Source organism: Photobacterium makurazakiensis, assembly GCF_050336715.1.
Lineage (GTDB): Bacteria > Pseudomonadota > Gammaproteobacteria > Enterobacterales > Vibrionaceae > Photobacterium > Photobacterium makurazakiensis.
Map to the genome: position 1 here is coordinate 1 of NZ_JAKJSJ010000056.1, position 21,420 is coordinate 21,420.

At 45.9% G+C, this 21,420-nt stretch carries 26 protein-coding genes and 1 pseudogene; 23 read left to right on the plus strand and 4 right to left on the minus strand.

What is annotated here, in order from left to right:
• The 3 genes and pseudogenes from L4D09_RS21960 to L4D09_RS21970 all read right to left on the minus strand — a co-directional run.
• Window positions 1-830: pseudogene (locus L4D09_RS21960) on the minus strand (hypothetical protein); the annotation flags it as partial.
• Window positions 831-927: 97 nt separating this feature from the next.
• The gene (locus L4D09_RS21965; RefSeq protein WP_428459668.1) at window positions 928-1,950 is read right to left on the minus strand and encodes a phage portal protein; all 1,023 of its coding nucleotides are present in this window, start codon (window positions 1,948-1,950) and stop codon (window positions 928-930) included.
• A complete protein-coding gene (locus L4D09_RS21970) occupies window positions 1,947-3,737 on the minus strand; it encodes a terminase large subunit domain-containing protein (RefSeq protein WP_428459669.1) in 1,791 nt (596 codons plus the stop codon). The genes L4D09_RS21965 and L4D09_RS21970 overlap by 4 nt, the downstream gene beginning before the upstream one ends.
• Before the next feature lie 167 nt (window positions 3,738-3,904).
• Between L4D09_RS21970 and L4D09_RS21975 the strand changes: the two genes are divergently transcribed.
• The 23 genes from L4D09_RS21975 (at window position 3,905) to L4D09_RS22085 (ending at window position 19,952) form a co-directional block, all read left to right on the plus strand.
• Window positions 3,905-4,825: a GPO family capsid scaffolding protein gene (locus L4D09_RS21975; protein WP_428459670.1), complete on the plus strand. Its 921-nt coding sequence runs from the start codon at window positions 3,905-3,907 to the stop codon at window positions 4,823-4,825.
• Complete coding sequence (locus L4D09_RS21980; protein WP_428459671.1) at window positions 4,825-5,832, plus strand: phage major capsid protein, P2 family; 1,008 nt, start codon at window positions 4,825-4,827, stop codon at window positions 5,830-5,832. Before L4D09_RS21975 ends, L4D09_RS21980 begins: the two co-directional genes overlap by 1 nt.
• 2 nt (window positions 5,833-5,834) lie before the next feature.
• Window positions 5,835-6,548, plus strand: coding sequence for a phage terminase small subunit (gene gpM / locus L4D09_RS21985; protein WP_428459672.1), 714 nt, complete (start codon window positions 5,835-5,837; stop codon window positions 6,546-6,548).
• Between the two features lie 114 nt (window positions 6,549-6,662).
• Window positions 6,663-7,082: a head completion/stabilization protein gene (locus L4D09_RS21990; protein WP_428459673.1), complete on the plus strand. Its 420-nt coding sequence runs from the start codon at window positions 6,663-6,665 to the stop codon at window positions 7,080-7,082.
• Complete coding sequence (locus tag L4D09_RS21995) at window positions 7,079-7,570, plus strand: phage tail protein (protein ID WP_428459674.1); 492 nt, start codon at window positions 7,079-7,081, stop codon at window positions 7,568-7,570. The genes L4D09_RS21990 and L4D09_RS21995 overlap by 4 nt, the downstream gene beginning before the upstream one ends.
• Window positions 7,554-8,216: a virion morphogenesis protein gene (locus tag L4D09_RS22000; RefSeq protein WP_428459675.1), complete on the plus strand. Its 663-nt coding sequence runs from the start codon at window positions 7,554-7,556 to the stop codon at window positions 8,214-8,216. The genes L4D09_RS21995 and L4D09_RS22000 overlap by 17 nt, the downstream gene beginning before the upstream one ends.
• A gap of 1 nt (window position 8,217) precedes the next feature.
• Window positions 8,218-9,333 (plus strand): DUF2586 domain-containing protein, encoded by a 1,116-nt coding sequence (locus tag L4D09_RS22005; protein WP_428459676.1) that lies wholly within the window; start codon window positions 8,218-8,220, stop codon window positions 9,331-9,333.
• Between the two features lie 3 nt (window positions 9,334-9,336).
• Window positions 9,337-9,792: a phage protein gene (locus tag L4D09_RS22010; RefSeq protein WP_428459677.1), complete on the plus strand. Its 456-nt coding sequence runs from the start codon at window positions 9,337-9,339 to the stop codon at window positions 9,790-9,792.
• 10 nt (window positions 9,793-9,802) lie between these two features.
• On the plus strand, window positions 9,803-10,021 hold the full coding sequence (locus tag L4D09_RS22015) for a TraR/DksA C4-type zinc finger protein (RefSeq protein ID WP_428459678.1): 219 nt from the start codon (window positions 9,803-9,805) through the stop codon (window positions 10,019-10,021).
• Window positions 10,018-10,521: a hypothetical protein gene (locus L4D09_RS22020; RefSeq protein WP_428459679.1), complete on the plus strand. Its 504-nt coding sequence runs from the start codon at window positions 10,018-10,020 to the stop codon at window positions 10,519-10,521. The genes L4D09_RS22015 and L4D09_RS22020 overlap by 4 nt, the downstream gene beginning before the upstream one ends.
• Window positions 10,518-10,748, plus strand: a complete 231-nt coding sequence (locus L4D09_RS22025) for a hypothetical protein (RefSeq protein WP_428459680.1) — start codon at window positions 10,518-10,520, stop codon at window positions 10,746-10,748. Before L4D09_RS22020 ends, L4D09_RS22025 begins: the two co-directional genes overlap by 4 nt.
• Window positions 10,749-10,750: 2 nt before the next feature.
• Window positions 10,751-10,990 carry a hypothetical protein gene (locus L4D09_RS22030; protein WP_428459681.1) on the plus strand — a complete coding sequence of 80 codons (240 nt, stop codon included), beginning with the start codon at window positions 10,751-10,753 and terminating at the stop codon, window positions 10,988-10,990.
• On the plus strand, window positions 10,987-11,253 hold the full coding sequence (locus tag L4D09_RS22035; RefSeq protein WP_428459682.1) for a putative phage tail assembly chaperone: 267 nt from the start codon (window positions 10,987-10,989) through the stop codon (window positions 11,251-11,253). Before L4D09_RS22030 ends, L4D09_RS22035 begins: the two co-directional genes overlap by 4 nt.
• Before the next feature lie 41 nt (window positions 11,254-11,294).
• The gene (locus L4D09_RS22040) at window positions 11,295-11,438 is read left to right on the plus strand and encodes a DUF6890 family protein (protein WP_428459683.1); all 144 of its coding nucleotides are present in this window, start codon (window positions 11,295-11,297) and stop codon (window positions 11,436-11,438) included.
• Window positions 11,439-11,455: 17 nt separating this feature from the next.
• Window positions 11,456-13,342: a phage tail tape measure protein gene (locus tag L4D09_RS22045; protein WP_428459684.1), complete on the plus strand. Its 1,887-nt coding sequence runs from the start codon at window positions 11,456-11,458 to the stop codon at window positions 13,340-13,342.
• Window positions 13,339-13,662, plus strand: coding sequence for a DUF2590 family protein (locus L4D09_RS22050; protein WP_428459685.1), 324 nt, complete (start codon window positions 13,339-13,341; stop codon window positions 13,660-13,662). The genes L4D09_RS22045 and L4D09_RS22050 overlap by 4 nt, the downstream gene beginning before the upstream one ends.
• Window positions 13,655-14,842: a baseplate J/gp47 family protein gene (locus L4D09_RS22055; RefSeq protein ID WP_428459686.1), complete on the plus strand. Its 1,188-nt coding sequence runs from the start codon at window positions 13,655-13,657 to the stop codon at window positions 14,840-14,842. Before L4D09_RS22050 ends, L4D09_RS22055 begins: the two co-directional genes overlap by 8 nt.
• A complete protein-coding gene (locus tag L4D09_RS22060) occupies window positions 14,829-15,431 on the plus strand; it encodes a phage tail protein (protein WP_428459687.1) in 603 nt (200 codons plus the stop codon). The genes L4D09_RS22055 and L4D09_RS22060 overlap by 14 nt, the downstream gene beginning before the upstream one ends.
• A 12-nt stretch (window positions 15,432-15,443) precedes the next feature.
• Window positions 15,444-17,837, plus strand: coding sequence for a phage tail-collar fiber domain-containing protein (locus L4D09_RS22065; protein ID WP_428459688.1), 2,394 nt, complete (start codon window positions 15,444-15,446; stop codon window positions 17,835-17,837).
• Window positions 17,837-18,373, plus strand: a complete 537-nt coding sequence (locus tag L4D09_RS22070) for a baseplate complex protein (RefSeq protein ID WP_428459689.1) — start codon at window positions 17,837-17,839, stop codon at window positions 18,371-18,373. The genes L4D09_RS22065 and L4D09_RS22070 overlap by 1 nt, the downstream gene beginning before the upstream one ends.
• A gap of 4 nt (window positions 18,374-18,377) precedes the next feature.
• Window positions 18,378-19,067: a hypothetical protein gene (locus L4D09_RS22075; protein WP_428459690.1), complete on the plus strand. Its 690-nt coding sequence runs from the start codon at window positions 18,378-18,380 to the stop codon at window positions 19,065-19,067.
• A complete protein-coding gene (locus L4D09_RS22080) occupies window positions 19,058-19,753 on the plus strand; it encodes a hypothetical protein (RefSeq protein ID WP_428459691.1) in 696 nt (231 codons plus the stop codon). Before L4D09_RS22075 ends, L4D09_RS22080 begins: the two co-directional genes overlap by 10 nt.
• Window position 19,754: 1 nt before the next feature.
• Complete coding sequence (locus L4D09_RS22085) at window positions 19,755-19,952, plus strand: hypothetical protein (RefSeq protein WP_428459692.1); 198 nt, start codon at window positions 19,755-19,757, stop codon at window positions 19,950-19,952.
• Between the two features lie 63 nt (window positions 19,953-20,015).
• Here the strand turns inward: L4D09_RS22085 and L4D09_RS22090 are convergent, their stop codons facing one another.
• Window positions 20,016-20,606: a hypothetical protein gene (locus L4D09_RS22090; RefSeq protein ID WP_428459693.1), complete on the minus strand. Its 591-nt coding sequence runs from the start codon at window positions 20,604-20,606 to the stop codon at window positions 20,016-20,018.
• Between the last annotated feature and the right edge of the window lie 814 nt (window positions 20,607-21,420).

The following is a 21,420-nucleotide window of genomic DNA, read 5'->3' on the forward strand; positions in this document are numbered from 1 at the left end:
TTCGAATCATGTAATACTTGCTCTAAGCCGGTGTCATATTTCTCGATAATTGCTGGTGGAACAAACATGAATGTATCTTTCGTAATAGAAATGTTCACAGAAACATGTTCGGTGCTGATACAGGGGCCTGCGCTAAATAAGTCCGAAGATTGTGATGTATCAGTCTCTACTAAAAGAGCACTTACGATTGGCATACCCAATAAATGCTCACAAACAAAGATAATAGTACCGACTTTTTGATTTTCACTGTGACTACTATTGCTAAATTCTAGTCCTTTTTTACCAATGGCACTAATCATGCCAGAAGCAAAAGGTAAATCATCACCTGTAGCTAACCCTAGTACCGCCTCAATTAGCTCTTTACTAAAAGTAGCTCCAGTAGAACTTAATGAAACAGATAGATCTTCTTCGGTAACATGGACAAATAGTTCAGATTTGTTGATAACTTCACGTATTGATACTGTGTTGTATAGGCTCAATCCTTTATTGGTTAGTGCAGCTGTTAATGCCATAAAGAAAACAGAAACTTGCTCAAAAGTGTCTTGAGTATCTTTTGATATATCAACAGAGCCATCAACTGTTGTAGAAATTAATATATTCCCCGTTTGATTAAAAATATATTTTGTATCAGCTTTAGTAACAGTTCCATCAGGGGTTGGTGCGTTTGTTATCTTAATTGCATTGTTATCTTTTGTTTTTTTTGCAGCTTCTGCAGCTTCTGCCGCTTTTTTAGCTTCTGCTGCTTTTTTAGCTTCTGCTGCTTTTTCAGCTTCTGCTGCTTTTTCAGGCTCATTTGCTAAAGCTTGTGCATCTGGTTTTGGTTCAGACATTTTATTTCCTTGTTATGCTACTGGGTTCTTATTAGGTTGGTAGGGGATATTTGAGTTGTCAAATTTTTAAGGCGTTGGTGTCTTGGTTTGTTTTGCATTAATTCTCACTATTCACCAACGTAAACTCAAACTGCAAGCTTTTCGGCACTTCCACGTCACTATTCACCGCATCCATGAACATTTCACACGCTGGTATCACTTCATTTTGAATGTAAACTTCGTTGAACTTAATTGGGTCGCCACGAGTACCGCCGTTGGGAATAATTGCAGCCAACTCGACAGGGAAGCGATGACCAGTTAGCACTTCCTGAGCGGAGACATTCTTTATCTTCTCGAACTCATCTTTAGTCGCAATATCACCCACCGGAATTAACTGAATCCCTTTCTCTTTGCCGTTCGGAATGTTGATGAACATTGAGCGGAAATTTCCCACGCCACGGCTAGAGGCCATCTTATCTTTTAAATCGTCTTCATCATCTTTGCTCAAGTTTGGGTCAGTGGCGTAGAAGATAAAACCCATGTGCAAACCGTTCTTGTAATATCTACGACGAAACGTTGTCGCATCACTGTTTAACAAGGCCGATTGAACACAGCCTAAATAATCGGGTGAACCGTAAACTTGTTGAGCGGGGTCGTACTGTTTAATGAAAATCACATCTTGCTGCTTATAGAGCCGCTTTTTATCATCACGTTCAAGCAGCCAGTAATCGCCTTTTTTGTTCTTACGTAAATACATTGATGGCAGAGGGTGCAAGCGAACCACGCGGCCAAAGTGATCGCGTACTTTTAGAATGGCCGTATCACCAAACTCCAAGAAATCATGTACTGCAGACTGAACCTGTTGTTTAAGCATTCCGCCTTTAACAAAGCGGCCAGCAATCATATTGCGTCGGGCCATTAAAATAGAACCATGATACGCATTAGCTCGGGTTAATTTATTTAAGCCAGCTCTGTCTAACGGTGGCTCCCAATAGTCGTCGGAATCGTTGTAATACAGCTCGCTGTATTCATAGTTGCTGAAACCACTGTCCATGATTTCAGGTTGCCCAAAACTGAACATCAAACTTTCATTCGTTGATTGTTCTGTATCCGTTGCAGTTACTTGTTCGTTATTATTCATGCACAGGTCTGCCAAGTTGATTTACGTTGTTGTTGATGGTCGAGTGGTTCATTGATAATGGCGTGAGAAATCGCCCAAAAAGCATCGGCATGTCCAACCGTTTCACTTCGGTCAGCTTTGAAGGTCATCATGTTGCCGCTGTTGGTACTGGTTCGCTTAATCGCCATAAATGCCATCGCAATGTCTTTGTGTTCGGCATCAAAAGCGAGTCGGCCACTTTCAATCACATCTATCATTTTCAGCACTAAGCGGTTTTTGTTTTCGTTACTGTAGTGAATGGGTACCGCTTCTCGGGGGTATTTGGCTTGCAATAAATCCCACACACCGCCGCCGATGCCGGTGGTATCGACGCCAATGTACGACACGTTATAGCGGTTATACACTTCTTCAATTTTGGCAACGTGATATTGAAAGTTAAGCCCCCGCCAATAATGCTTCTCTAACACTCGGAATTGTTCAGGTACCATAATGGGGGGAGCAATAACAACTAGGCATGCATTATCTCGGGTGCGTGATGGGTCGTAACCCAACCAGACTTCACGACGTCCAAAGGGAGAAACGGTTTTAGGTTTATAATCTCGCCACCGGCTAATATCGACCATGCACTTTTCAAGATCAGAAAACTTGAAGACGGAATGTGAATCATCGACAAAGATACACATAAACAAGTTATCGAAATCGGACTTGCTGTATTCATCTTTGAGTTCGTCAATATCGAATAAACCACAGCCACCGTTTGCGGCATCTTCAATGGTGACGATGTAACGCCACTGTCTGTCTGGGCACAGAATGCCTTGCTGCATTTCTTCAAAGAGTGGGAATTCAATACTTTCTCGGCTGTCTCTGCCTTTCTTCCATGAATCACCTGTCCAGAACGGATAAGCCGCATGCACCTTGCTAGATGGCGTCGAGAAATACGTTTTACGCCACTTCTTATGGGTTGCCATCGCTGATGCGAGTTTATTGAGTTCATCAAACTTGGGTATCCAGAAATACTCATCAATATAAACATGGCCGTGGTAACTCTGAGCTGTTTTACTGTTGGTTGATAAGAATCGCAGTTCAGCGCCATTAGATAGAGTGATGGGATTACCCGTTAATTCGATACCCAAGAACGCTTTGGCGATGGCAATAATGTAACTACGAAACACTTCTGCCTGAGCGCGAGATGCCGACAGAAAGATTTGGTTATCCCCCGTTAGAATTGCATCTTCTAACGCTTCACCGGCAAAGTAATACGTGGCACCAATCTGACGAGATTTTAAAATATTACGAATACGCTGGTGCAGGTTGTCGCGCATTGTCAGTTGATATTTAAATAGCGACTTATGCCATTCTTTGAAATCACCTTCAGTGATTTCATTAATATCGTTTTTGCCTGGCTTTGATTTCGCGTTATTGGTTTTCTTGTTATTCCCCTTGGCTGTTGAGCGTTGGCTAGGTTGTTTCCTTGATGTCTCTTCCCCTTGTTCACCAGTGGCACTTTGCATTCGAAGTTCTAATTCAACACGTTGTTTTTTCAACTTCACGTGATGTTCAATTAGCTTGGTCATTTCTTTGAGCTGCTGATCAGTTTTTTCAGGCAGCTCTAATAGAGTTTCGACCCGACGAGCAATCGACTCTTCAACGGTGTTTTCTCGCAGGGAATCCCGCCAGCCGTATTTATCAGCCCAATAGTAGATGATGCGGTCACTATTTAGCTTCAATTCAGCAGCGATTTCTTTGGGTGTCCAAGTGCGCATGTACAGGCTCTTGGCTGCGTCTCTAATTTCTTTTGTATATGCCATGGCGCCAATAATACGCATCTGAAATAGGCAAATGACTAACAAAAAATCGGCTGTTTTCGGATGGTCGCTGTATCCGAATTGCCCCGAACATAACTGCATGATTTGCCAACTTCAAGTCCGTATTCTTGCTGTAAATCGACATTCATTTGAAGTACTGACAGGTAATTATGAGTAAGCAATCAGGCTGGAAAATTGCTGCAACAGAAGGGGCGACCGTTGATGGCCGTACCATCACGAAGCAGTGGATTTTGGATATGGCCGAGCAGTATTCAATCACTGAATATGCGGCGCTTATCTGGCCTGAACACTCTCGTAGCCGATGGGACAAGTTTGAAGGGAAAAACTGGGGCACGGTTGATGAAGCGAAAGCAGAAAAACAAGCGGGTAAATACCGTTTATTAGTCAAACTCTCGCCAAATAAATACCTATTGAATGCCAATGCAGATGGGCAAAAGCTATTTATGTCTGTTGAGCCAAACCCTGATTACTGCGGTTCTGGCCGTTGTTACTTGATGGGGCTAGCTGTAACGGATTCTCCATCATCCACTGGTACCACACTGCTTAAATTTTCCCAAAACCGTGAACACGAATACAGCCAACTAGAAGAATTGGATTTGAGTGATGTGTTGGAAAATGAACACAGCTTGATTGCGAGTGCGTTTTCAACCATTGCGAATTTCTTTTCTTCTGGCGGGCAGTTACCCAACGTAGCTGCCACCCCTTCTGGTAGCAATAAGGACGAAGAGCCAATGAACACCGAACAGTTTAACCAGGTGATGGGCAAGCTGAACGACATTGAAACCAAGCAAGATGAGCTTGAAGAAAAGCAAACAGAATTTGCCTCTCAGGTCGAACAGTTCTCCACGCAAGGTAAGCCTGAAACAGAACCCACAACGGAAGATGAACCCAAACCGAAGGGCGAATCAATCACTGCTGAGCAATTTAGCCAAGTAACTGAAAAGCTAGATACCTTGTTAACGAAACAAGGCGATATGGAAAATCAGTTCAATGCATTAAAGCAAGAGGTGCCGAACCAAGTTCCTGCTGGTGAAGGTAATGGTCATCAAACGAAATTGGAGACATTTTAATGCTTAATGCCATTTCAACTGAATATCTACACAAATACTGTCAAGCCGTCGCGACTGATGCAGGTGTTAGTGACCCATCTAAACAGTTTGCGATTGCACCGCCAATCGAAACCCGCTTGCGCCAAGCCATCATGGAGTCTGATGCCTTCCTTGGCATGATTTCAATGCAGTCTGTTGACCAAATTAAAGGTCAGGTCGTCGATGTGGGTACCGGTGCGTTATTAACTGGACGTGTTAAAGATGGCCGCTTTTGCAAGAAACTGGGTATCGATGGCAATACCTACGAACTAGTCGAAACTGATTCATGTGCAGCCATTACGTGGGCGATGCTAACCCAGTGGGCGAATGCGGGTTCATCAGGCCAGTTCGTGAAGCTAATGAACACCGCAATCTCTCGTAACTTTGCGTTAGATATGTTGCGTGTGGGTTTTCACGGTAAAACGATTGCAGAAACAACTAATCCAGCATCGAACCCCAACGGTGAAGATGTAAATAAAGGTTGGCTGACAATCGTTAAAGAAAAGCAGTCAGCACAAATTTTAGCGGCTGCCACATTGGACTCAACGGGGGCAACGGCAGACTCTTATAAAAACCTCGATTCATTGGTCAATGACTTAATCAATACCACGATTCATGAAACCTACCAAAACAGCACTGATCTGGTGGTGATTGTTGGGCGTGATTTAGTGGCTTCTGAACAGCATCGCCTGTTGGAATCAGCCGTTGTACCGACTGAACACAAAGCCGCCCAGAGCTTAGCAAAAACCATTGCCGGAAAAGTGGCTTACACACCGCCATTTTTCCCTGCCAATCAGGTTTGGGTAACGAACCTGAAGAACCTGCAAATTTTGACGCAGAAAGGCACCCAATGGCGCAAGGCACGTAATGAAGAAGACCGAAAGCAATTCGAGAATTCTTACTTGCGCATGGAAGGCTATGCCATTGGTGACTTCGATAAGTTTGCAGCCATTGAAGCTGTCACCATTGCCGTACCTGCGGGAGCATAAGTATGGCAAGCCCATTAGCCAGACAGCGCCAAGCGATGCTTGCGAAACAGCAAAACCGGCCTTCGCGGTTGGGCTCTGAATCTGATGAGCCTAAAAGTCTTCACCTGCTTTTGCACGAACTCGACAGCGACTTAAAAGTACTGAAAACCTTCAATCGTATTGATGACAAAGTGAAGCATAAGCGTGAGCAGTTACTCCCTAAATTCAAGCCGTACATTGAAGAATATTTAGCCTCTGGTGAGCAGTACGATAACCCGTTGTTTGCCCAAATGGTGATCTGGTTATTCGACGTCGATGACTTAGATACGGCGATTGAATGGTGCCAAGCCGCGATTGAACGTGAACTCGATACACCTGAACGATTTAAGCGTGACTTTGCCACTTTCTGTGCAGATGAAGTACTGGCCTGGTCTGAACGCATGGCAGCACAAGGCCACAGTGTTGAACCGTACTTTAGCCAAGTATTTACCAAGGTACGCGAAGAGTGGCGCATTAATGAAAAGCTAACAGCCAAGTGGTTTAAGTTCGCGGGCTTACACCTATTACGAGACAAAGATGGTCACCCAAGGCCAACGGCTGTTGGGGATATCAAAGTGTTAGAGCGTGCCGTTGCTTTGCTGGGTGAAGCCAACACGCAATACCCGAAGGTGGGTGTTTCTTCAATGATTGAGAAATCCCACGCCCGAATTCGAGCGATTAAAGAGAATCGTTTATAGGCTCCTACGCCACCGCGCCTCGGCTGGCGAGGATGAGCAAGTAATTCATTACTCAGCTTAATCCATCGACCCAGTGGCTAGAGGCGCATCAAATCAAATCTGGAAGAGAGCGTCATGAGCTTTGGTGGAAAGGTCAACACGACAGCAAGCGTAGATATACCCGGTGAAGGTTGGCCTGATTTATCGACCAGTGAATTTCGCGAGATTCGTCGAGTGTCACAGGTGTTTGATAATACATCGATTGCGATGGCTATCACGATTGCGGCGCTGAATGTACAGGGCCAGTTAATCAGCGAGTTAATTGAAGGTGTGCCCCCAACCCTGAACATGGGTAGAACATTTGCCTATAAGCGAGCCGTTTATGGACGAGCGCATGCGGAATTGTTAGCTGAATTCGCTACCCAAGACCGCCGGAAGGAAGGGGAGAATGCAGCAGTGGATGACCCTGAGCAATCAGACCGTTTTTTGGCTCAAAGCAATCGTGATGTGTGTTTGTTGTTGGGTAAAAGTCCTAATGGGATAGCGTCGATATGACAGAAGCCATTTATAGCAAAACCAAGTTGGAGCACCTGACGGATTACATCGTAAATCACCTCAATACCGATGTATTGAACAATAAAATCGATGCATGGCAAGAGAATGCTCAGCTCATTCTTAATGGGGAAGACAGAGGGAATGGCGGTTACGTTATTTGTCATTGGCGATACCGAGTGGTGCTTCACATAGAAGAGTTTCCACACCAGATTCTCGACCCTAGATACTTGCTGGCGTTGATTGCTTGCTGGTTAGGGGATTTTGATACCGAACGCGATGAGTACGACATGGGTGATCCAGAAATAGCAGTCGATGTTATCAGTCACGAGGCCGCGGATGTATCGGTAGAACTTGAGCTGATGGAGCCCGTGGAAATGATACCAGACCCAATGGGGATGATTAGCTGGAAAGGGCAAACGTACCGTGTTCAAGCGGTGCAAATAGATACCGCGGAAGAAGCCGAGTTGATCAATGAAGCCGCAGATTAAGGTTGTTGAACGCGATCAGCTTAATTTCCAAGAAAAGCTAGCCATGTTGGCACTGCCACCGCGTAAACGCATTTGGATGTTGAAAACACTCGGGCGCTGGGAAAAGGCCAATGTTCGTAAGCGAATTCAGCAACAAAAAGATATTCACGGAAAGACGTTAAAGGGTCGAAAAGGCAATCAACGGCGCAAGAAAATGTACCGGCGGATGGCAAAAGGGCTTGAGCCCTATGTTCGAAGCAGCCACACCCTGACGTTAACGTGGCGCAATAAATTAACGGGTCGTATTGCCGCTCGACACCATGTCGGACAGGCCCAACGAATGACCAAACGTCAGTTAGCAAAGCGTTTTGGTCAGCCAGATTACGGTAAGCCCTGCAGTAAAGGGCAAGCTCGGAAGTTGAGAGAGCTCGGGTACATGGTGCCGCGTAAAAGTGGTAAAGGAAAAAAGAAACCGAGCTTGAAGCAGCTACAAGACACACTCACTCACGGAAAGGCTGGCCTCATTATTCGCCAGATGAGTCATCAACCTCAGCAAGCGGCATGGGTTATCCCATTACCTGAGCGGCAGATATTAGGTACCAAAGAACACGAAGTGAATCGTCAACTGGTCAAAATTTTCGGTCAGGCCAACAAGAGGAAGCAATGAAATGGCAATCGGTAAGGTAGAAGTTAACAACCTCAACTTAGGGCAGGGAACACCGCCTGAGATTGAGCGTCATCTGCTCTTTATTGGCAAAACGACGAAAGCCGAACTGCAGGGCCAGGTTACGCGCATCAATGCCATGACAGACTTGGATGATGTACTTGGCGATGACAGCCTTGGTGCCAATGTTAAGGCAGCACAACTTAACGGTAAGCAGAATTGGACGGCGGCGATTTACGGGCTGGCTGATGATGCTAGCTGGGAAGATGCCATTGACCATGCCAACGAAACGGACAGCTTCGAAGGGATTGCCCTGTGCGATGTCACTACCGACAAGGGTGATTTTGATGCCATGCAGGCAAAGGCTGAATCGCTGACCAGCAAGTTAGGACGTTGGGTATACATGCTTGCTGCAACACCTGGCATCGATAAAGAATCTCAAACGTGGGCGGAATATGAAACCGCCATGATCATGTTGACCAAAGACGTTGCTGCCCGTTGGGTAACACCCGTTCCGATGCTCAATGGCAATAATATCGGTGTATTGGCTGGGCGCTTGTGTGACCGAATGGTCACCGTAGCTGACACACCCATGAGAGTGGCAACAGGCTCGGTATTGTCATTGGGTGATATGCCTACCGATAGCGCGGGTCGGTCGTTGGCCATGTCGACCATTGCAACGTTAGCCGAAGCAAGGTTTTCGGTACCGCAGTGGTACGCCGATTACGAAGGCGTTTATTGGTCTGATGCGACCACGTTGGAAACAAAAACAGGGGATTACCAGTTTCTGGAATACGTGCGCCCCGTTCATAAAGCGAACCGTCGGGTTCGTTTCAAGGCCATTGCCCGCATTGCTGACCGCATTCTTAATTCAACCCCACAAAGCATCGAACTGAACCGCAGTTACTTTCGTAAGGTGTTGTTCGATATGAGCGAGACCACAGAAATCGGCGGCATTACGTTCCCTGGTGAAATCATGACACCGCGTGATGAAGACGTAACGATCCAGTGGATAAGTAAAACCAAAGTCATTATCAGCATCATGATGAAACCGCATAACTGTCCAAAACACATTGTGGTGAATATCGCGCTTGATTTAAGTAACGGAACGGAGGCCTAAACCATGTCGATGCGAATCTCTGGTAAGAACATGCATTTCACGTTGGGCGATATCAAGTTAAAGGCGCAGAAGAACACGCTGTCGATTACCGACAATTCTGGTGTCAACAAAACCAGAGGCGTACCTGATGGCTATGTCGATGGGGATGTAGAAGCCTCGGGAGAGCTTGAGTTAACCACGGCTAATTTTAACCTGTTGAGCAAAGCGGCCAAGAACGCCGGTTCATGGCGGGGACTGCCTGACTTTGATGCCATGTATTACGGAAAAATAGATAAAGATGAGCTGAAAGTCGAAGCCTTTGGGTGTCGCATTAAGTTATCCGACATCTTAGATATCGACGGCAATGGGGGCGGGGCCTTGGTTCACAAGGTGCCGTATGAAGTGACCAGTCCTAAGTTTGTTCGCATCAATGGCGTGCCATACCTGCGTGATGATGAAACTGAAGACTTGGTGCAATAAGGGAGGCTTGATGGCTGATGTTATCGACCAAGGCTGCCGTTTCGAAGCCCAATTCACCGAAATGGCGATTGCCAACCAACGGGCAAGGGTTAACGGCATTGAACAACGACAAAGCGCACATGAATGCGGCGAATGTGGCGAGCCAATACCCGAAAAACGCCGCGAGACTGTATCAGGGTGCCAATACTGCACCCCATGTCAGGAACTAGCAGACAGAGGACGACGATGAATATTGCAACACTCTTTATTGAGTATGTAGTGAAACCCGTGCTTGACCAACTTGATGCTGCGGCAGGAGGCAGAGGTAAGCTGAATACAGAATCAGCCATAACTCTAATCCTTATGATTGCTGCGCATGAATCCGGCAAGTTTACTTATTCCAAGCAGGTGCGAGGGCCAGCGTTGGGTTTTACCCAAATGGAGCCTGCAACGTTTAAATGGCTGGTTGAGTGGTTGGGGAAACACAAACCAAACCTGCTCGATGCCATGAATATGTTCGGTCCAATTAATCAGCCCGACGCCCGTATGATGGTGATTAGCCCACAGTATGCTGTTGCAGCGGCGCGCATGAACTTGCTCCGATTTCCAGAAAGCCTACCGGATGCGGATGATCTTGATGGCCTCGCTCGGTATGCCAAGAAGTACTGGAACACCTCCGCAGGCAAAGCCACAGAAGCCGATTATAAAAAGGCTTACCTCGCATTGATGAAGCAGGAGAAAGCCGCATGAATTTTGTCACCGGTGTGATGCTAAAAACCCTTATAGAAGTGCTGAAAGGTCTGTTTTTTCAAATTGGTTGGAAAATCATTCTGGAACGTTTTGCAACGCGAGCCGTCGTTTGGGGGTTAGAAACCCTGAAGAACCTGACCACCAATGATGTGATGCAGGCAACCGTGAACGATGTGATAGCAGCGCTGCAGGGTAAGCGACTTCAAGAAATTCCAAAGAAGGAATAGGCATGGATCCTAACTGGCTAAATGCATTGGTTGCGCTGGGCTCGTTGCTCACATTATTGACCAGTGTGCTCATTGGCTACCTCTTCCGCTTGTCGAAAGAGCTATCTGATTACAAAACCTATGTGGCGCAACATCATGCCACTAAGGAAGAGCTCAAAGACATGGCGGAAAGAATGGAACGCCACTTTGATACCGGATTCGACCGCATTGTAGAGATGCTTAAACAAGGAAAAGCAGCATGAAAGAGCAACGAATCACCTTGACGGTGGGTGAGCATGACTTGCACTTCAACGTCGGTAGTCATCATTACGACGATTACATGAATGAAATGATGCCTGATAACAAAGTCGCGCCGGCACATAACTTTTGCTTCTCGACGATTGATGACAAGAGCAAAGACACGTTGCGAACCATCACTGATGCCAACCCCAGTGCCGCGATTCAAATTTGCGCCGCGGTGCAAGAGCGGTTCGCACCTAAGTTAGACATTACCGTAAAAAAATAGATGGCCTTGTTGCCGCACTTGATCGTAATGACTTTGGCAAGATGCTCGCATTACGTCGAAAGTGGCTACCGGATGAACCCGATACGGAAGCTAACTTGGCTCGGGGTATTTGGTTAGAAAAACACTATTGGGAAAACATGGTCGAGGCGACCGCAAGCGGCGTTGCCAAAGCCTTTAGCGGGTAGAAAAGGATGCTAAACCAATGAGCTTACCAGCGGCATTGATGTTCCAAGTGGGGCTGATAGATAAAATCAGTAAGCCACTTGGCAATATTCAACGACAGTTCAATGATATGGGACGTAGTTACCGTGACGGTACCCATACCATGATGGCGGGTGCCGCAGGTGTGGCGGGCGCAGGCTTTGCCTTGAAAGCAGCACTTATGCCAGCCATTGAAATGGACCGAGCACTGGGTGAAGTGAAATCGCTAGGTGTGGCGAATGAGCAACTGCAACAGCTCAGTGATACCGCATTGAACTTTGCGGTTGATTATGGGAAATCGGCGACGGATTTTGTGTCGGCTTCTTATGATATTCAATCCGCCATTTCAGGGCTAGTTGGCAATGAATTGTCTGAATTTACCCGTGCTTCTGGTGTGCTTGCCGCTGCGACGAAAGCCGATACCTCAACCATTACCAATTATGTCGGCACTATGTACGGCATCTTCCAAAATAGTGCGAATGAAATGGGCAAGGCCGACTGGGTCAACATGCTTGGCGGGCAGACCGCAAGAGCGGTGCAGATGTTCAAAACCACTGGCGACCAGATGTCTGCCGCTTTTACTTCTGTCGGTGCTTCTGCCACATCGGTTGGTATTGGTATGACAGAGCAAATGGCGGTGTTGGGAACATTGCAGGCCACTATGTCCGGCAGTGAAGCCGGCACCAAGTACCGCGCATTCTTAGCGGGAGCGGCGAAAGCGCAGGAAGCATTGAACATGCAGTTCACGGATGCACAGGGCCAGATGCTGCCGATTGTCGATATTTTGAATCAGATAAAAGGCCGTTACGGTGACACGCTGTCAGTGGCACAAACGGCGGAACTCAGTAAAGCCTTCGGCACCAAGGAAGCAACAGCCATGATCCAGCTGTTGATGCAGAACACCGATGGTTTAGTTAACTCCATTGGCGAGCTCGGCAAGGTGAAAGGCTTGGATGTTGCCGAGCAAATGGCAGGAACGATGACCGACCAATGGCAACGGTTGGAGCAATTGGTTTTTGCTGTCAGGGCGGCATTTGGTCAGGCGTTATTACCCGTGGTGTTGCCCGTCGCGCAAGCATTTGCTGATGGTGGCAAAGAGATCCTGCTATGGACAAAGATGTTCCCGAACCTTACTCGATATATTGGTTTTGCTGGAATAACGGTACTCGGCCTTGTTGCTGCTGGCGGTTTGTTCACCTTGATGATGGGTATCGGCAAACAAGCCATGGTGGCGTTTACCTTAGCCATGAAAATTTGGGCGGGTATGAACGTGCTGCTAACGAAAGGCATGGTGGCATTACGTGCGGTTGTTCTGGCTGCCAACATAGTGATTGCTGCTAACCCCATCGTATTGGTCATTGCTGCTATCGTCGCAGCAATAGCCGCCGTTGGCGCCTTGATTTTCTACTGGGATGATTTGAAAGCCAGTTTTGGTGATACCGCTTGGTTTCAAATTATCCAAGCAGCTATCACCTTGCTAACCGCACCTTTCCAAGCATTGTTCCAGTTCCTGAAGGGCGGTTGGCAGTGGGTAATGAGTGGCTTTACCGATACCAGCGGTTTTGATGGCCTGTTTGCCTTGGCGGAAGAGTTGAAAAATATCTTCGGTGGCGTTTTCGGTTGGATATCAGATCAACTCGGGGGGATTTGGGACAAGGCTAAAAGTGTCGTGGACTGGCTGCCTGGTTTCGGTGGCAGTGATAAAGAAATTAAATCCCAAGCCATTCAGCAGGCCACGCCAAGGGCTGCGATTCAACCCGGTGGCGCGGCAAAAAACATTGCCAATCATTCCCAATCGAGCACCAATTATGGCGGCATACGGATGTACGTTCAGCAGATGAATGATCCGCAGGATTTAGCCACTGAATTGGAGATGGCTGCCGGATGATTTATCAAGACTTACTCATCGAAAACGGGGATTTGGTGTTAGATGCTGGTAGAAATCCCGTACTGATCCAAGACCAGGCGGTAATTGCACAAGACATTAAGCACGCCATCATTGAAAGCAATTTAGCGGTTGAACTTATCGCAGAACGAAGCCCATCGATGAAAGCCGATATTCGTACCCAGTTGGAGCTACTGGTTGAAGAAGATGTTCGGCTGGTACCAGGTACGGTAAGGCTTGAAGAAACCAAAGAGGGAACGATGTATATCTCTGCAAAAACCATCGAATTTGGCAATTTAAGTCTGGAGGTCGTGAATGTCTGATATCCCGAAGCCTGATTATACCGAATTGGTAAAAGAAGCTGGCATTCCCACAGATGCAGAAAGTTGGAAGAAAGTGCTCAAGGAGGAGATGGACAAGGAAGAGTGCATTATCTCTAACGATTCGCCTTTCTCCCCGTTTTGGCGCTTGATTGAATCGGCAGTGGTGAAAGTGACCTTGTGGCTCATCAATACACTATTGGTGGGCTACGTTTTACCAAACATGTTTGTGGCAACCGCCGTCGACCAATGGTTAGATCTACTTGCTTGGCAATGCAAACTCACTCGTAAAGAAGCAACCAAGGCCAAAGGGCTAATCGCTTTCCAACGCGCGGCAGTGAAAGGGCCAGCGTTAGTCATCCCCAAAGACACATGGATTCAAACTGAAGCCATTAACGGTAATATTTACCGCGTTCGTGTGCTCGCAGACACCACATTGCCAGAAAATGAAACCATGGTCATGGTCGATGTTGAAGCAGAAAACGAAGGTGCAGCCTATAACCTTGGCGAAGGTTACTACCATATTTTACCAACAGCGTTACCAGGCATTGCAGCAGCGACGAACCCTGCAGAATGGCTGAACGAAGCTGGCGCAGACAAAGAAAGCAACGATGAACTTCGGTTACGTATTCGTAACCAATGGAGCGCCGTAGCGAAATGGCACATTGATGCAGCTTACCGTTCATTGCTGACCAGTCGCGCAGGCATTAACGACGATAACGTGTATTTTGAGCATAACGCCCCGCGTGGACCGGGCACTGCGAACGCCTACATTCTGCTTGATACGGGCGAACCATCACCAGAAATGCTCACCGACTTAAACACCTACATTCGCAACCAAGGGCAACACGGCCATGGGGATGATCTTCAGGTGATGGCGATGCCAGAAACACAGGCCAATATTGTTTGCCATGTGTGGCCGCTTCGTTCACTCACGATGGATGAACGAAACCAACTTAAAGCAGCCGTTGAACAGTTCATTGGTGCGGCATTCCGTGAGAATACCGACTATTCACCAACGGTGACCAATCCGGTATTGCGCTTTAGTTTCTCCAAACTAGGTCAAGAGTTACACGGCCAGTTTGCACAGATTGAATCACTCGAATTTGATAACGCCGACATCATTAACGACCTAACGGTGCCACGCATTCAGACGTTGGAGGTATCCATTGAAAATACCTGAGATAAACCTGCGTTACTGGATGGGTAGAGGTGAACTTGCCAAGTTAGCCCGAGCAATACGTAATTACTGGGAACATGTGAAAGCCGCATTTGAAATGCCGTTGCAGCAGCACGACCCGCTAACCGCGCCAATTGCGCTGGTCAATATTTTGGCTTGGCAACGCGGAGTAGAGAAGCTCGGCCAAGAGCCCGAAACTCTGTTTCGAATCCGCGTGGCTCATGCCTATGGGTTTTCTCGTGATGCAGGCTCAGTGTCTGGATGGGAAGAGATGTTTGAAAAGCTCGGCTATCCGCACATTGCCCAAGATGAAAGGTTAGTGAACGTCGATTGGGATGTAATTAGCCTCAAGATTAAAGATGGCGACTTAACCAATGTCCCGAAATTGTTAGATACGGTGGTTCGTCAATACGGGCGTACCTGTCGCCGTTATCAATACACCAGTTATGTCGAAATGCCGTTGGCCGCGCGAAGTAAGAACATCGAGGCGCAATACTCAACGTCACACGTTAAGACACGGATAAACGTTGGCATGTTACCGAACATGCTCAATGTTGATTGTGAATATTACCAAGCCACTGCGAAAGGCTAAGGGATTTTAAAAATGGCAAACGTAACAGATAAGTCTATTTTAACCGCCGCAGGTAAGGCGTTATTGGCACAACTCAATGCAGAAGAAAAAGCGCTTGTTATCGACAAGATGATTTTCGCCAATGTACCGAATAGACCAGAATACCCGCAGCCAGATGATGTGGTACCAAGTAATGATGTGGTTTATGAAGCTGCAGTTGAGCAGCGCGGTCGGCTTTCTGTTGATTCGGTTATTTACAGCACAACACTCACAAGCCAAGAAGGGCCGTTCGAGTTCAACTGGACAGGTGCTTATTGCTCTGAATATGGCGTATTGGTAACAATCGACCACCATGCACTGACACCAAAGACAGCCGATGAACCTGGTGTGGCTGGTAATACGTTGGTGCGTTCTGTCGTGCTGGAATATAAAGACATTGCAGAAATTACCAACATCACAGTGGATGCTTCAACGTGGCAGTACAACGCAACACCGCGAATGAAGAAAATGGACGACGATGTAGCACAAGCTAACATCGACCAGAACGGTAAAGATTGGTTTATCGAAGACGGTTTCTTGGTTACTCCGCAAGCGAGTGCATTCAACATCAAAGCGGGTGCTAGCTATGTATCGGGCAACCGTGTCATGCTTGAATTTGATCGTAACGTTCAAGTACCTAACAAGCCATCGTTTATTTATGTCGACGCACACCGTGAAGGAACGCCAACAGGTGAACAAGTCACCCTGTTTGATTTCGTAGTTACTGCAGAAGAGAAAGACGATTACACCGATGTAAACGGAGTGAAGCACTTTGTTTGCAAGATTGCCCAGGTGTTTGCTGATGGTTCTGTGAGTGATTTGCGAGTGAAAGGGTTATTTGACTATTTACCATGGTCACCGGGCATGGTGGTTACAAATCCTAATAAACGATTTTTTTATATTGATGAGGATGGGAGAGGGGCTGTATATAGAGCGCCACTGGCATCAAAAGAGAACCCTATTATTAAAAGCGCATTACCAGATGATAAGTTTATCAATGTCGATGCGGAATCCACTGCTAATAATAACGGCTTGTTGCTTGGTGGCGTTGTTAGTCCTGTAGATGGACTTGCCACTCTTGGTATGACTGTTAGACCGTCTACGACCCATCTAGTTGTAAGTAGTGGCGTTTTAAAAATTGTAAAAGCAGACGGTTCATTGGGCGGTGTTGATGGTGAAATTACTCACCTTAATACAGATGTGTATCCATATGATGCAACGATTGGTGGTGTAGATGTTTGGCTAGGAAAACCAAACTTTGCAACGGAAGATGTGCGGTTTTTTGGTCTTGTCAATGACAACTCTTTTACACAAGACAATGTAATTGCAGCTGCGATGAAGTACACGTCTCACGCCCCAAAATCAAATGTTATTATCCCGCAAGGTTTTGATGTTGCGTTTGACTATTTGACAATCCCGGCAGGGGTCACGGTTAAAGCTGAAGGATGTACGCTGAGGTTTGACAAGCATGGCGCAATAAAACTTAATGCGCGGTCAAAGCTATACACACCAGGAACACGTATTTACTACCAAGTTACGCACGTCCCCGCAACATTAGTCCAAGCTGCTGACCCTTCAAAAATAACAAATGAAGCTGAATTTATTGGCGGCGAGATATTTAACACGTCACCAGTAAACGCTGGGCGTGGTGCCGATTTGTCTGGATTTTACCAGTCAAAGTTTGATTTTACAGTTACTGGCTTAGATATGCAGTATCACCGTAACAGTACGATTGCCTGCTATTACAACAAAATAACGATTAGTTGCACGGGTTCAGAAATAGGATTGCTATCTTTGGGCGAGTTGTTTAACGCTAATACTATAGATGTTCAACGATGTAACGTCGGTAAATACGGTGTTAGATTGGACAATGCGACCAGTAACACGTTCAACATATCATGGATTGAAAGGGTAACAACTTACGGGGTTATCTTAAATGGGTGTCGAGGCACAACTTTGGTCGGAGGAATCATTGAGGGCGAGTTGGATGTCGCAGAAGCCGCGATATCATTATCATCAGGCACATCAGGGACTGCGATTATTAATGTTGGATATGGCAGACAATTTGCCAATTCTAACCGACGTGTGCAGGCAACAACATCGTGTAAAGCGACGACAATACTCTCACCAGAAGAAGTATATCTCGCCATTGATGGGGCAATTACAGATGTTGGACTGGGGTGGGAACTTGGTAATCGTGTTAATGCAGAAATATTAGCATGTAGAAAGCCGTTGATTTTGCCTCCTTATTCAAAGGAAACACTACCAAGTGCAGCTGGATACGGATATGGGCTAGTTATGGTTACCAATGCGACTGGCGGCTCCGTACCTGCATTTTCTGATGGGGCGCGATGGCGGAGTGTCATAGATCGAGAGGTGGTAAGTTAATGCTTACCCTCGACGGCACCCAGCTCCCACTTAAGCAACTGCGCATTAGCGTTCGCCAGCAATTGGCCGGACAGGACATGTCCGGTCAAACCTCGGCGACTGACCAAGCGGAAACGGGGAGCAAAGGTAAAATACTGACCGTGAGGGGCGTCATCCCCTTTATTGATGCGTCACTCTTAACCAACCTGTTCAGCATGGCAGAGGCATTAAATGAAGGCTCTCGCCACATTTACCGTATCAGTAATCGCACCGCTGAAGCCTTGAAAATTCGCCAGGTGAAATTTCAAGGAGCAATCCGTTCTGATGAGCAAGACACATTGCGGCAATGGAATGTGTCGTTTGAATTAATCGAGCACCTGTCTGTTCCCGAACGCGTGGAGCAGCGCCAACCGGATAAACCCGCCGCGCAGCAAAAAGTTCAGGGGGTGAATACGCCAGTTGAAGCCGGACAAAGTGACGATGTACCGCCAGGTACAGAAGTTGAATTAACTGGTGTGATGAAGGTGCTCAAATCTATCGATAACGCCTTAGCGTGACTCTATGACAATAAACAGTAAGTTCCTTTGCCGAGTGTATCTTGGCAGTAAGAAAACCAAAGTAAAAAGCCATCACGTTGTTTTCAGCCAAAATACCCCAGGGCGGTGCTCGCTTGTAGTCGAAGGTAATCCAGCCCCCAATACACTGGTTGCCGTTGATATAGGGTGGGGTAACGATATTGACCGTATATTCCTTGGTTATGTTGAACGCGTTACGCCGGTTGAAAATGGCTGGTCATCGCTGTTTTGCCGTGAACTGGCCGCGGTACTGTTCAAATCACTCAATGTTACCCTGCGGCACCCCACCTTGATGCAGCTGCTCAGCGATGTCACCAACAAAACAGGCCTGCAGTTTGTGGTACCTGAAAAAGCGTACGGCAAAACCGCCATTCCTTGTTTCTACAGCGATGGCAATGGTTATCGAGTGATGGATGAATTGGGCCAAGCGTTCAGCATTGATGATTTGTTCTGGCAACAGCAAGGTAACGGACAGGTTTACGTGGGGAGCTGGAAAGACTCATTCTGGGCGAATAAGCCGGTTACTATTCCAAATGATCTAATGACCAACCACACGGCCAACAAGTCGGTAAAGATACCGGCTATTCCAAAACTAAAACCAGGTGTTGTCGTTAACGGGCTTCGTTTGGCTGGTGTCGAGTTTGAAGGAACGGAGGCAAAACTGACATGGATGTAAATGTCATAAAGCGCATTATTTTCCGCCTATTTCCTGAAATGACGGGGCAATGGCACTTACCTCGGTGGGGTAAAGTCGTAGCGTTGCCTGAATTACCCAATGAGGGTGATTTATCTGATCGCTTTTATCCGCATTACGCGGTTGATGTTAAGTTGCTTGATGAAAAGGGTATGGAGTCTGAAAGCAAGCCACCACTTCAAGCTGTGCCGTTACCAGTCCCTGGTCTTGGAGAGTATGCCGGTCGACTAGAACCACCTGCCGTTGGTAGCATTGTCGAAATTGGCTTTATGTTTGGTCAACCGGATAAGCCGTTTATTCGATGCGTTCTACCTTTGGGGTTCAAGTTACCAGGTATCAAAGAAGGTGAAAGCCGATACCAGCAACGGCAGGGTGTTTATCAGTTGGTAGACCAAGACGGTAACTTCGAGCGAAAGACAGACAAAGACGATAAGTTGGAATGTCTTAACCAGAAAATAAACGTGTTAGAAAACCGCTTGGCTGAAATTGAAGGTAACCACACTGAAAAGGTCAGTGGTAATAAAGCCACTACCGCCAAACATATCATCGAAAACGCTGACACGATTAAGATGAATGGTGGAAAAGGGGTTTGTACCGGCGCAAGTATTTGCCCGTTCACAGGCAAGCCACATGTAGATGTTTCAACCACCGTATTTGCTGGGAAATAGTATGGCACTAAGTAAATCATCACTGAAACAACGAATCATCTCAGAACTGCAGACCAAAGGGTTTGTCACCGAAGGGGAGTTTGCACAAGCCGGAAATATGGCTGAAGCGATTGCCAATGCCGTGGTGGATGAAATAACTCAAAACGCCAAGGCTGATGTGAAAGGTGGGAGCTCTGAAGGGCAGCATTCGATTGTATGAGTATGACTTTCTCAGTCATCTCTTTTCCAAAAAACTGATTAAATTATTTCATATTATTCTTTGTTAGTTAAAGTTCATTTTATTCCAAAGCTTTTCCATTCGATTCTTAATCAACGCAACCTTAAACTTCGGTAATAGAAAAATTAAAGGTGATGAAAACACAAGAGTCAATAATAGACCTTCTATATTATATGAAATAAACATATAAACGATGAAAGAAGCAAAAGCAACAAGAAATATCTGATAAACTCTAGGAGGATATATGAAAAAGGCTAAGCTCTCGCTTGAAACTCCCTCTATCGTATTTGTGGCTTTGTTATAGATTCCAATGATTTCATCATTACAAATACAAAGCTTTAAATCTTGTCCTCTTCTAACTAGTAAGTCTTTATCAGTAAAGTGAATTTTATGCTCTATGCCTTCAATACTGATCCATAACTCTAAATGAAGAACAGACTTCCTTTCGTGCCATTTTTTTACTTCTAGAACTTTGGCATTAACATACTGAATAGATACCTCTCTAGATTTTGCAATTTCTTCTCTATTTTTAAACTTAAAAAGTAAAGTTTTCATAGCTTTGTAAACTAGTCGTACGGCAAAGAAGATTGCTAACAAGAATACGGCCCAAATTATGTAGAAAAGTATAGCATCCATACATTCAAATCCCTTTTGATATTACTAAGCACTAGCAGTTCAATCTAACAATATATTCAGTTTTATTAAATCAACACATTGAACTTTAGTACAAATCAATAAATGGATATACGAGTGATTTAGCACCACGTGCGAGATATAGATTTTTTCTTTGCAAATTTGCATTCTGTTGCATACGAGTGAGAACAATGAGATAGACCGGTTTTTAAGTGGTGGCAAAAATTCGCCTCACGAAAGATCGCCAAGATAGTGTGATAGCTATGTTCTGAGCATTTTATTCATACGGAAAACTCGCACGGAGACAACTTTCCCACGGAATCCGCACTCTTCCTCCTCTCCCGCGCGCTTTTCGATCAAAAAGATTTTTAGTTTTGCTTTTACGTAGTTCTGAGGACTGTATTAGGAATGCATTGCATGCTCAAACCGCTTGAATAAAGGGGGGGAGGGTGATATTAGGAAAATTACAAAATGCAGTATGGAAGACTTGGGAAAACATCAAAAACGATCAAAATTTCAGTGGATTTCATTCCAATGATCTCTGTGAATAGGTGGGTGCTTTGAATAAGCTTTTGTATTGAAAGGAATGATGTGTGTTTTCGTGGTGGGTTGGTTGATCGCGATATGATCGTTTACTTGGGAATATGTTTTAAGTCACTGAAGAATAAGTAACTAAAAAACGAATCCCTCTTTTATAACTGAAATATGCAGGAGAGGTTTTTGCACGAACTTAGTGGATGGGGAGTGATTGGTTTAAAAATATCTGTCGCCACTTTGTCGCCATTTCATGAATTATAAAGATATTTAAAATCTGTAA

Coding starts and splice junctions, on each gene's coding strand:
- gpM (WP_428459672.1), top strand. CDS start 5,835: ATGGCAAGCCCATTAGCCAGACAGCGCCAAGCGATGCTTGCGAAACAG.
- L4D09_RS22045 (WP_428459684.1), top strand. CDS start 11,456: ATGAGCTTACCAGCGGCATTGATGTTCCAAGTGGGGCTGATAGATAAA.
- L4D09_RS22080 (WP_428459691.1), top strand. CDS start 19,058: ATGGATGTAAATGTCATAAAGCGCATTATTTTCCGCCTATTTCCTGAA.
- L4D09_RS21995 (WP_428459674.1), top strand. CDS start 7,079: ATGACAGAAGCCATTTATAGCAAAACCAAGTTGGAGCACCTGACGGAT.
- L4D09_RS22025 (WP_428459680.1), top strand. CDS start 10,518: ATGAATTTTGTCACCGGTGTGATGCTAAAAACCCTTATAGAAGTGCTG.
- L4D09_RS22005 (WP_428459676.1), top strand. CDS start 8,218: ATGGCAATCGGTAAGGTAGAAGTTAACAACCTCAACTTAGGGCAGGGA.
- L4D09_RS22070 (WP_428459689.1), top strand. CDS start 17,837: ATGCTTACCCTCGACGGCACCCAGCTCCCACTTAAGCAACTGCGCATT.
- L4D09_RS22050 (WP_428459685.1), top strand. CDS start 13,339: ATGATTTATCAAGACTTACTCATCGAAAACGGGGATTTGGTGTTAGAT.
- L4D09_RS22035 (WP_428459682.1), top strand. CDS start 10,987: ATGAAAGAGCAACGAATCACCTTGACGGTGGGTGAGCATGACTTGCAC.
- L4D09_RS22090 (WP_428459693.1), bottom strand. CDS start 20,606: ATGGATGCTATACTTTTCTACATAATTTGGGCCGTATTCTTGTTAGCA.
- L4D09_RS21970 (WP_428459669.1), bottom strand. CDS start 3,737: ATGGCATATACAAAAGAAATTAGAGACGCAGCCAAGAGCCTGTACATG.
- L4D09_RS22055 (WP_428459686.1), top strand. CDS start 13,655: ATGTCTGATATCCCGAAGCCTGATTATACCGAATTGGTAAAAGAAGCT.
- L4D09_RS22010 (WP_428459677.1), top strand. CDS start 9,337: ATGTCGATGCGAATCTCTGGTAAGAACATGCATTTCACGTTGGGCGAT.
- L4D09_RS22000 (WP_428459675.1), top strand. CDS start 7,554: ATGAAGCCGCAGATTAAGGTTGTTGAACGCGATCAGCTTAATTTCCAA.
- L4D09_RS22015 (WP_428459678.1), top strand. CDS start 9,803: ATGGCTGATGTTATCGACCAAGGCTGCCGTTTCGAAGCCCAATTCACC.
- L4D09_RS22040 (WP_428459683.1), top strand. CDS start 11,295: ATGCTCGCATTACGTCGAAAGTGGCTACCGGATGAACCCGATACGGAA.
- L4D09_RS21980 (WP_428459671.1), top strand. CDS start 4,825: ATGCTTAATGCCATTTCAACTGAATATCTACACAAATACTGTCAAGCC.
- L4D09_RS22030 (WP_428459681.1), top strand. CDS start 10,751: ATGGATCCTAACTGGCTAAATGCATTGGTTGCGCTGGGCTCGTTGCTC.
- L4D09_RS21990 (WP_428459673.1), top strand. CDS start 6,663: ATGAGCTTTGGTGGAAAGGTCAACACGACAGCAAGCGTAGATATACCC.
- L4D09_RS22085 (WP_428459692.1), top strand. CDS start 19,755: ATGGCACTAAGTAAATCATCACTGAAACAACGAATCATCTCAGAACTG.
- L4D09_RS22065 (WP_428459688.1), top strand. CDS start 15,444: ATGGCAAACGTAACAGATAAGTCTATTTTAACCGCCGCAGGTAAGGCG.
- L4D09_RS21975 (WP_428459670.1), top strand. CDS start 3,905: ATGAGTAAGCAATCAGGCTGGAAAATTGCTGCAACAGAAGGGGCGACC.
- L4D09_RS22020 (WP_428459679.1), top strand. CDS start 10,018: ATGAATATTGCAACACTCTTTATTGAGTATGTAGTGAAACCCGTGCTT.
- L4D09_RS21965 (WP_428459668.1), bottom strand. CDS start 1,950: ATGAATAATAACGAACAAGTAACTGCAACGGATACAGAACAATCAACG.
- L4D09_RS22075 (WP_428459690.1), top strand. CDS start 18,378: ATGACAATAAACAGTAAGTTCCTTTGCCGAGTGTATCTTGGCAGTAAG.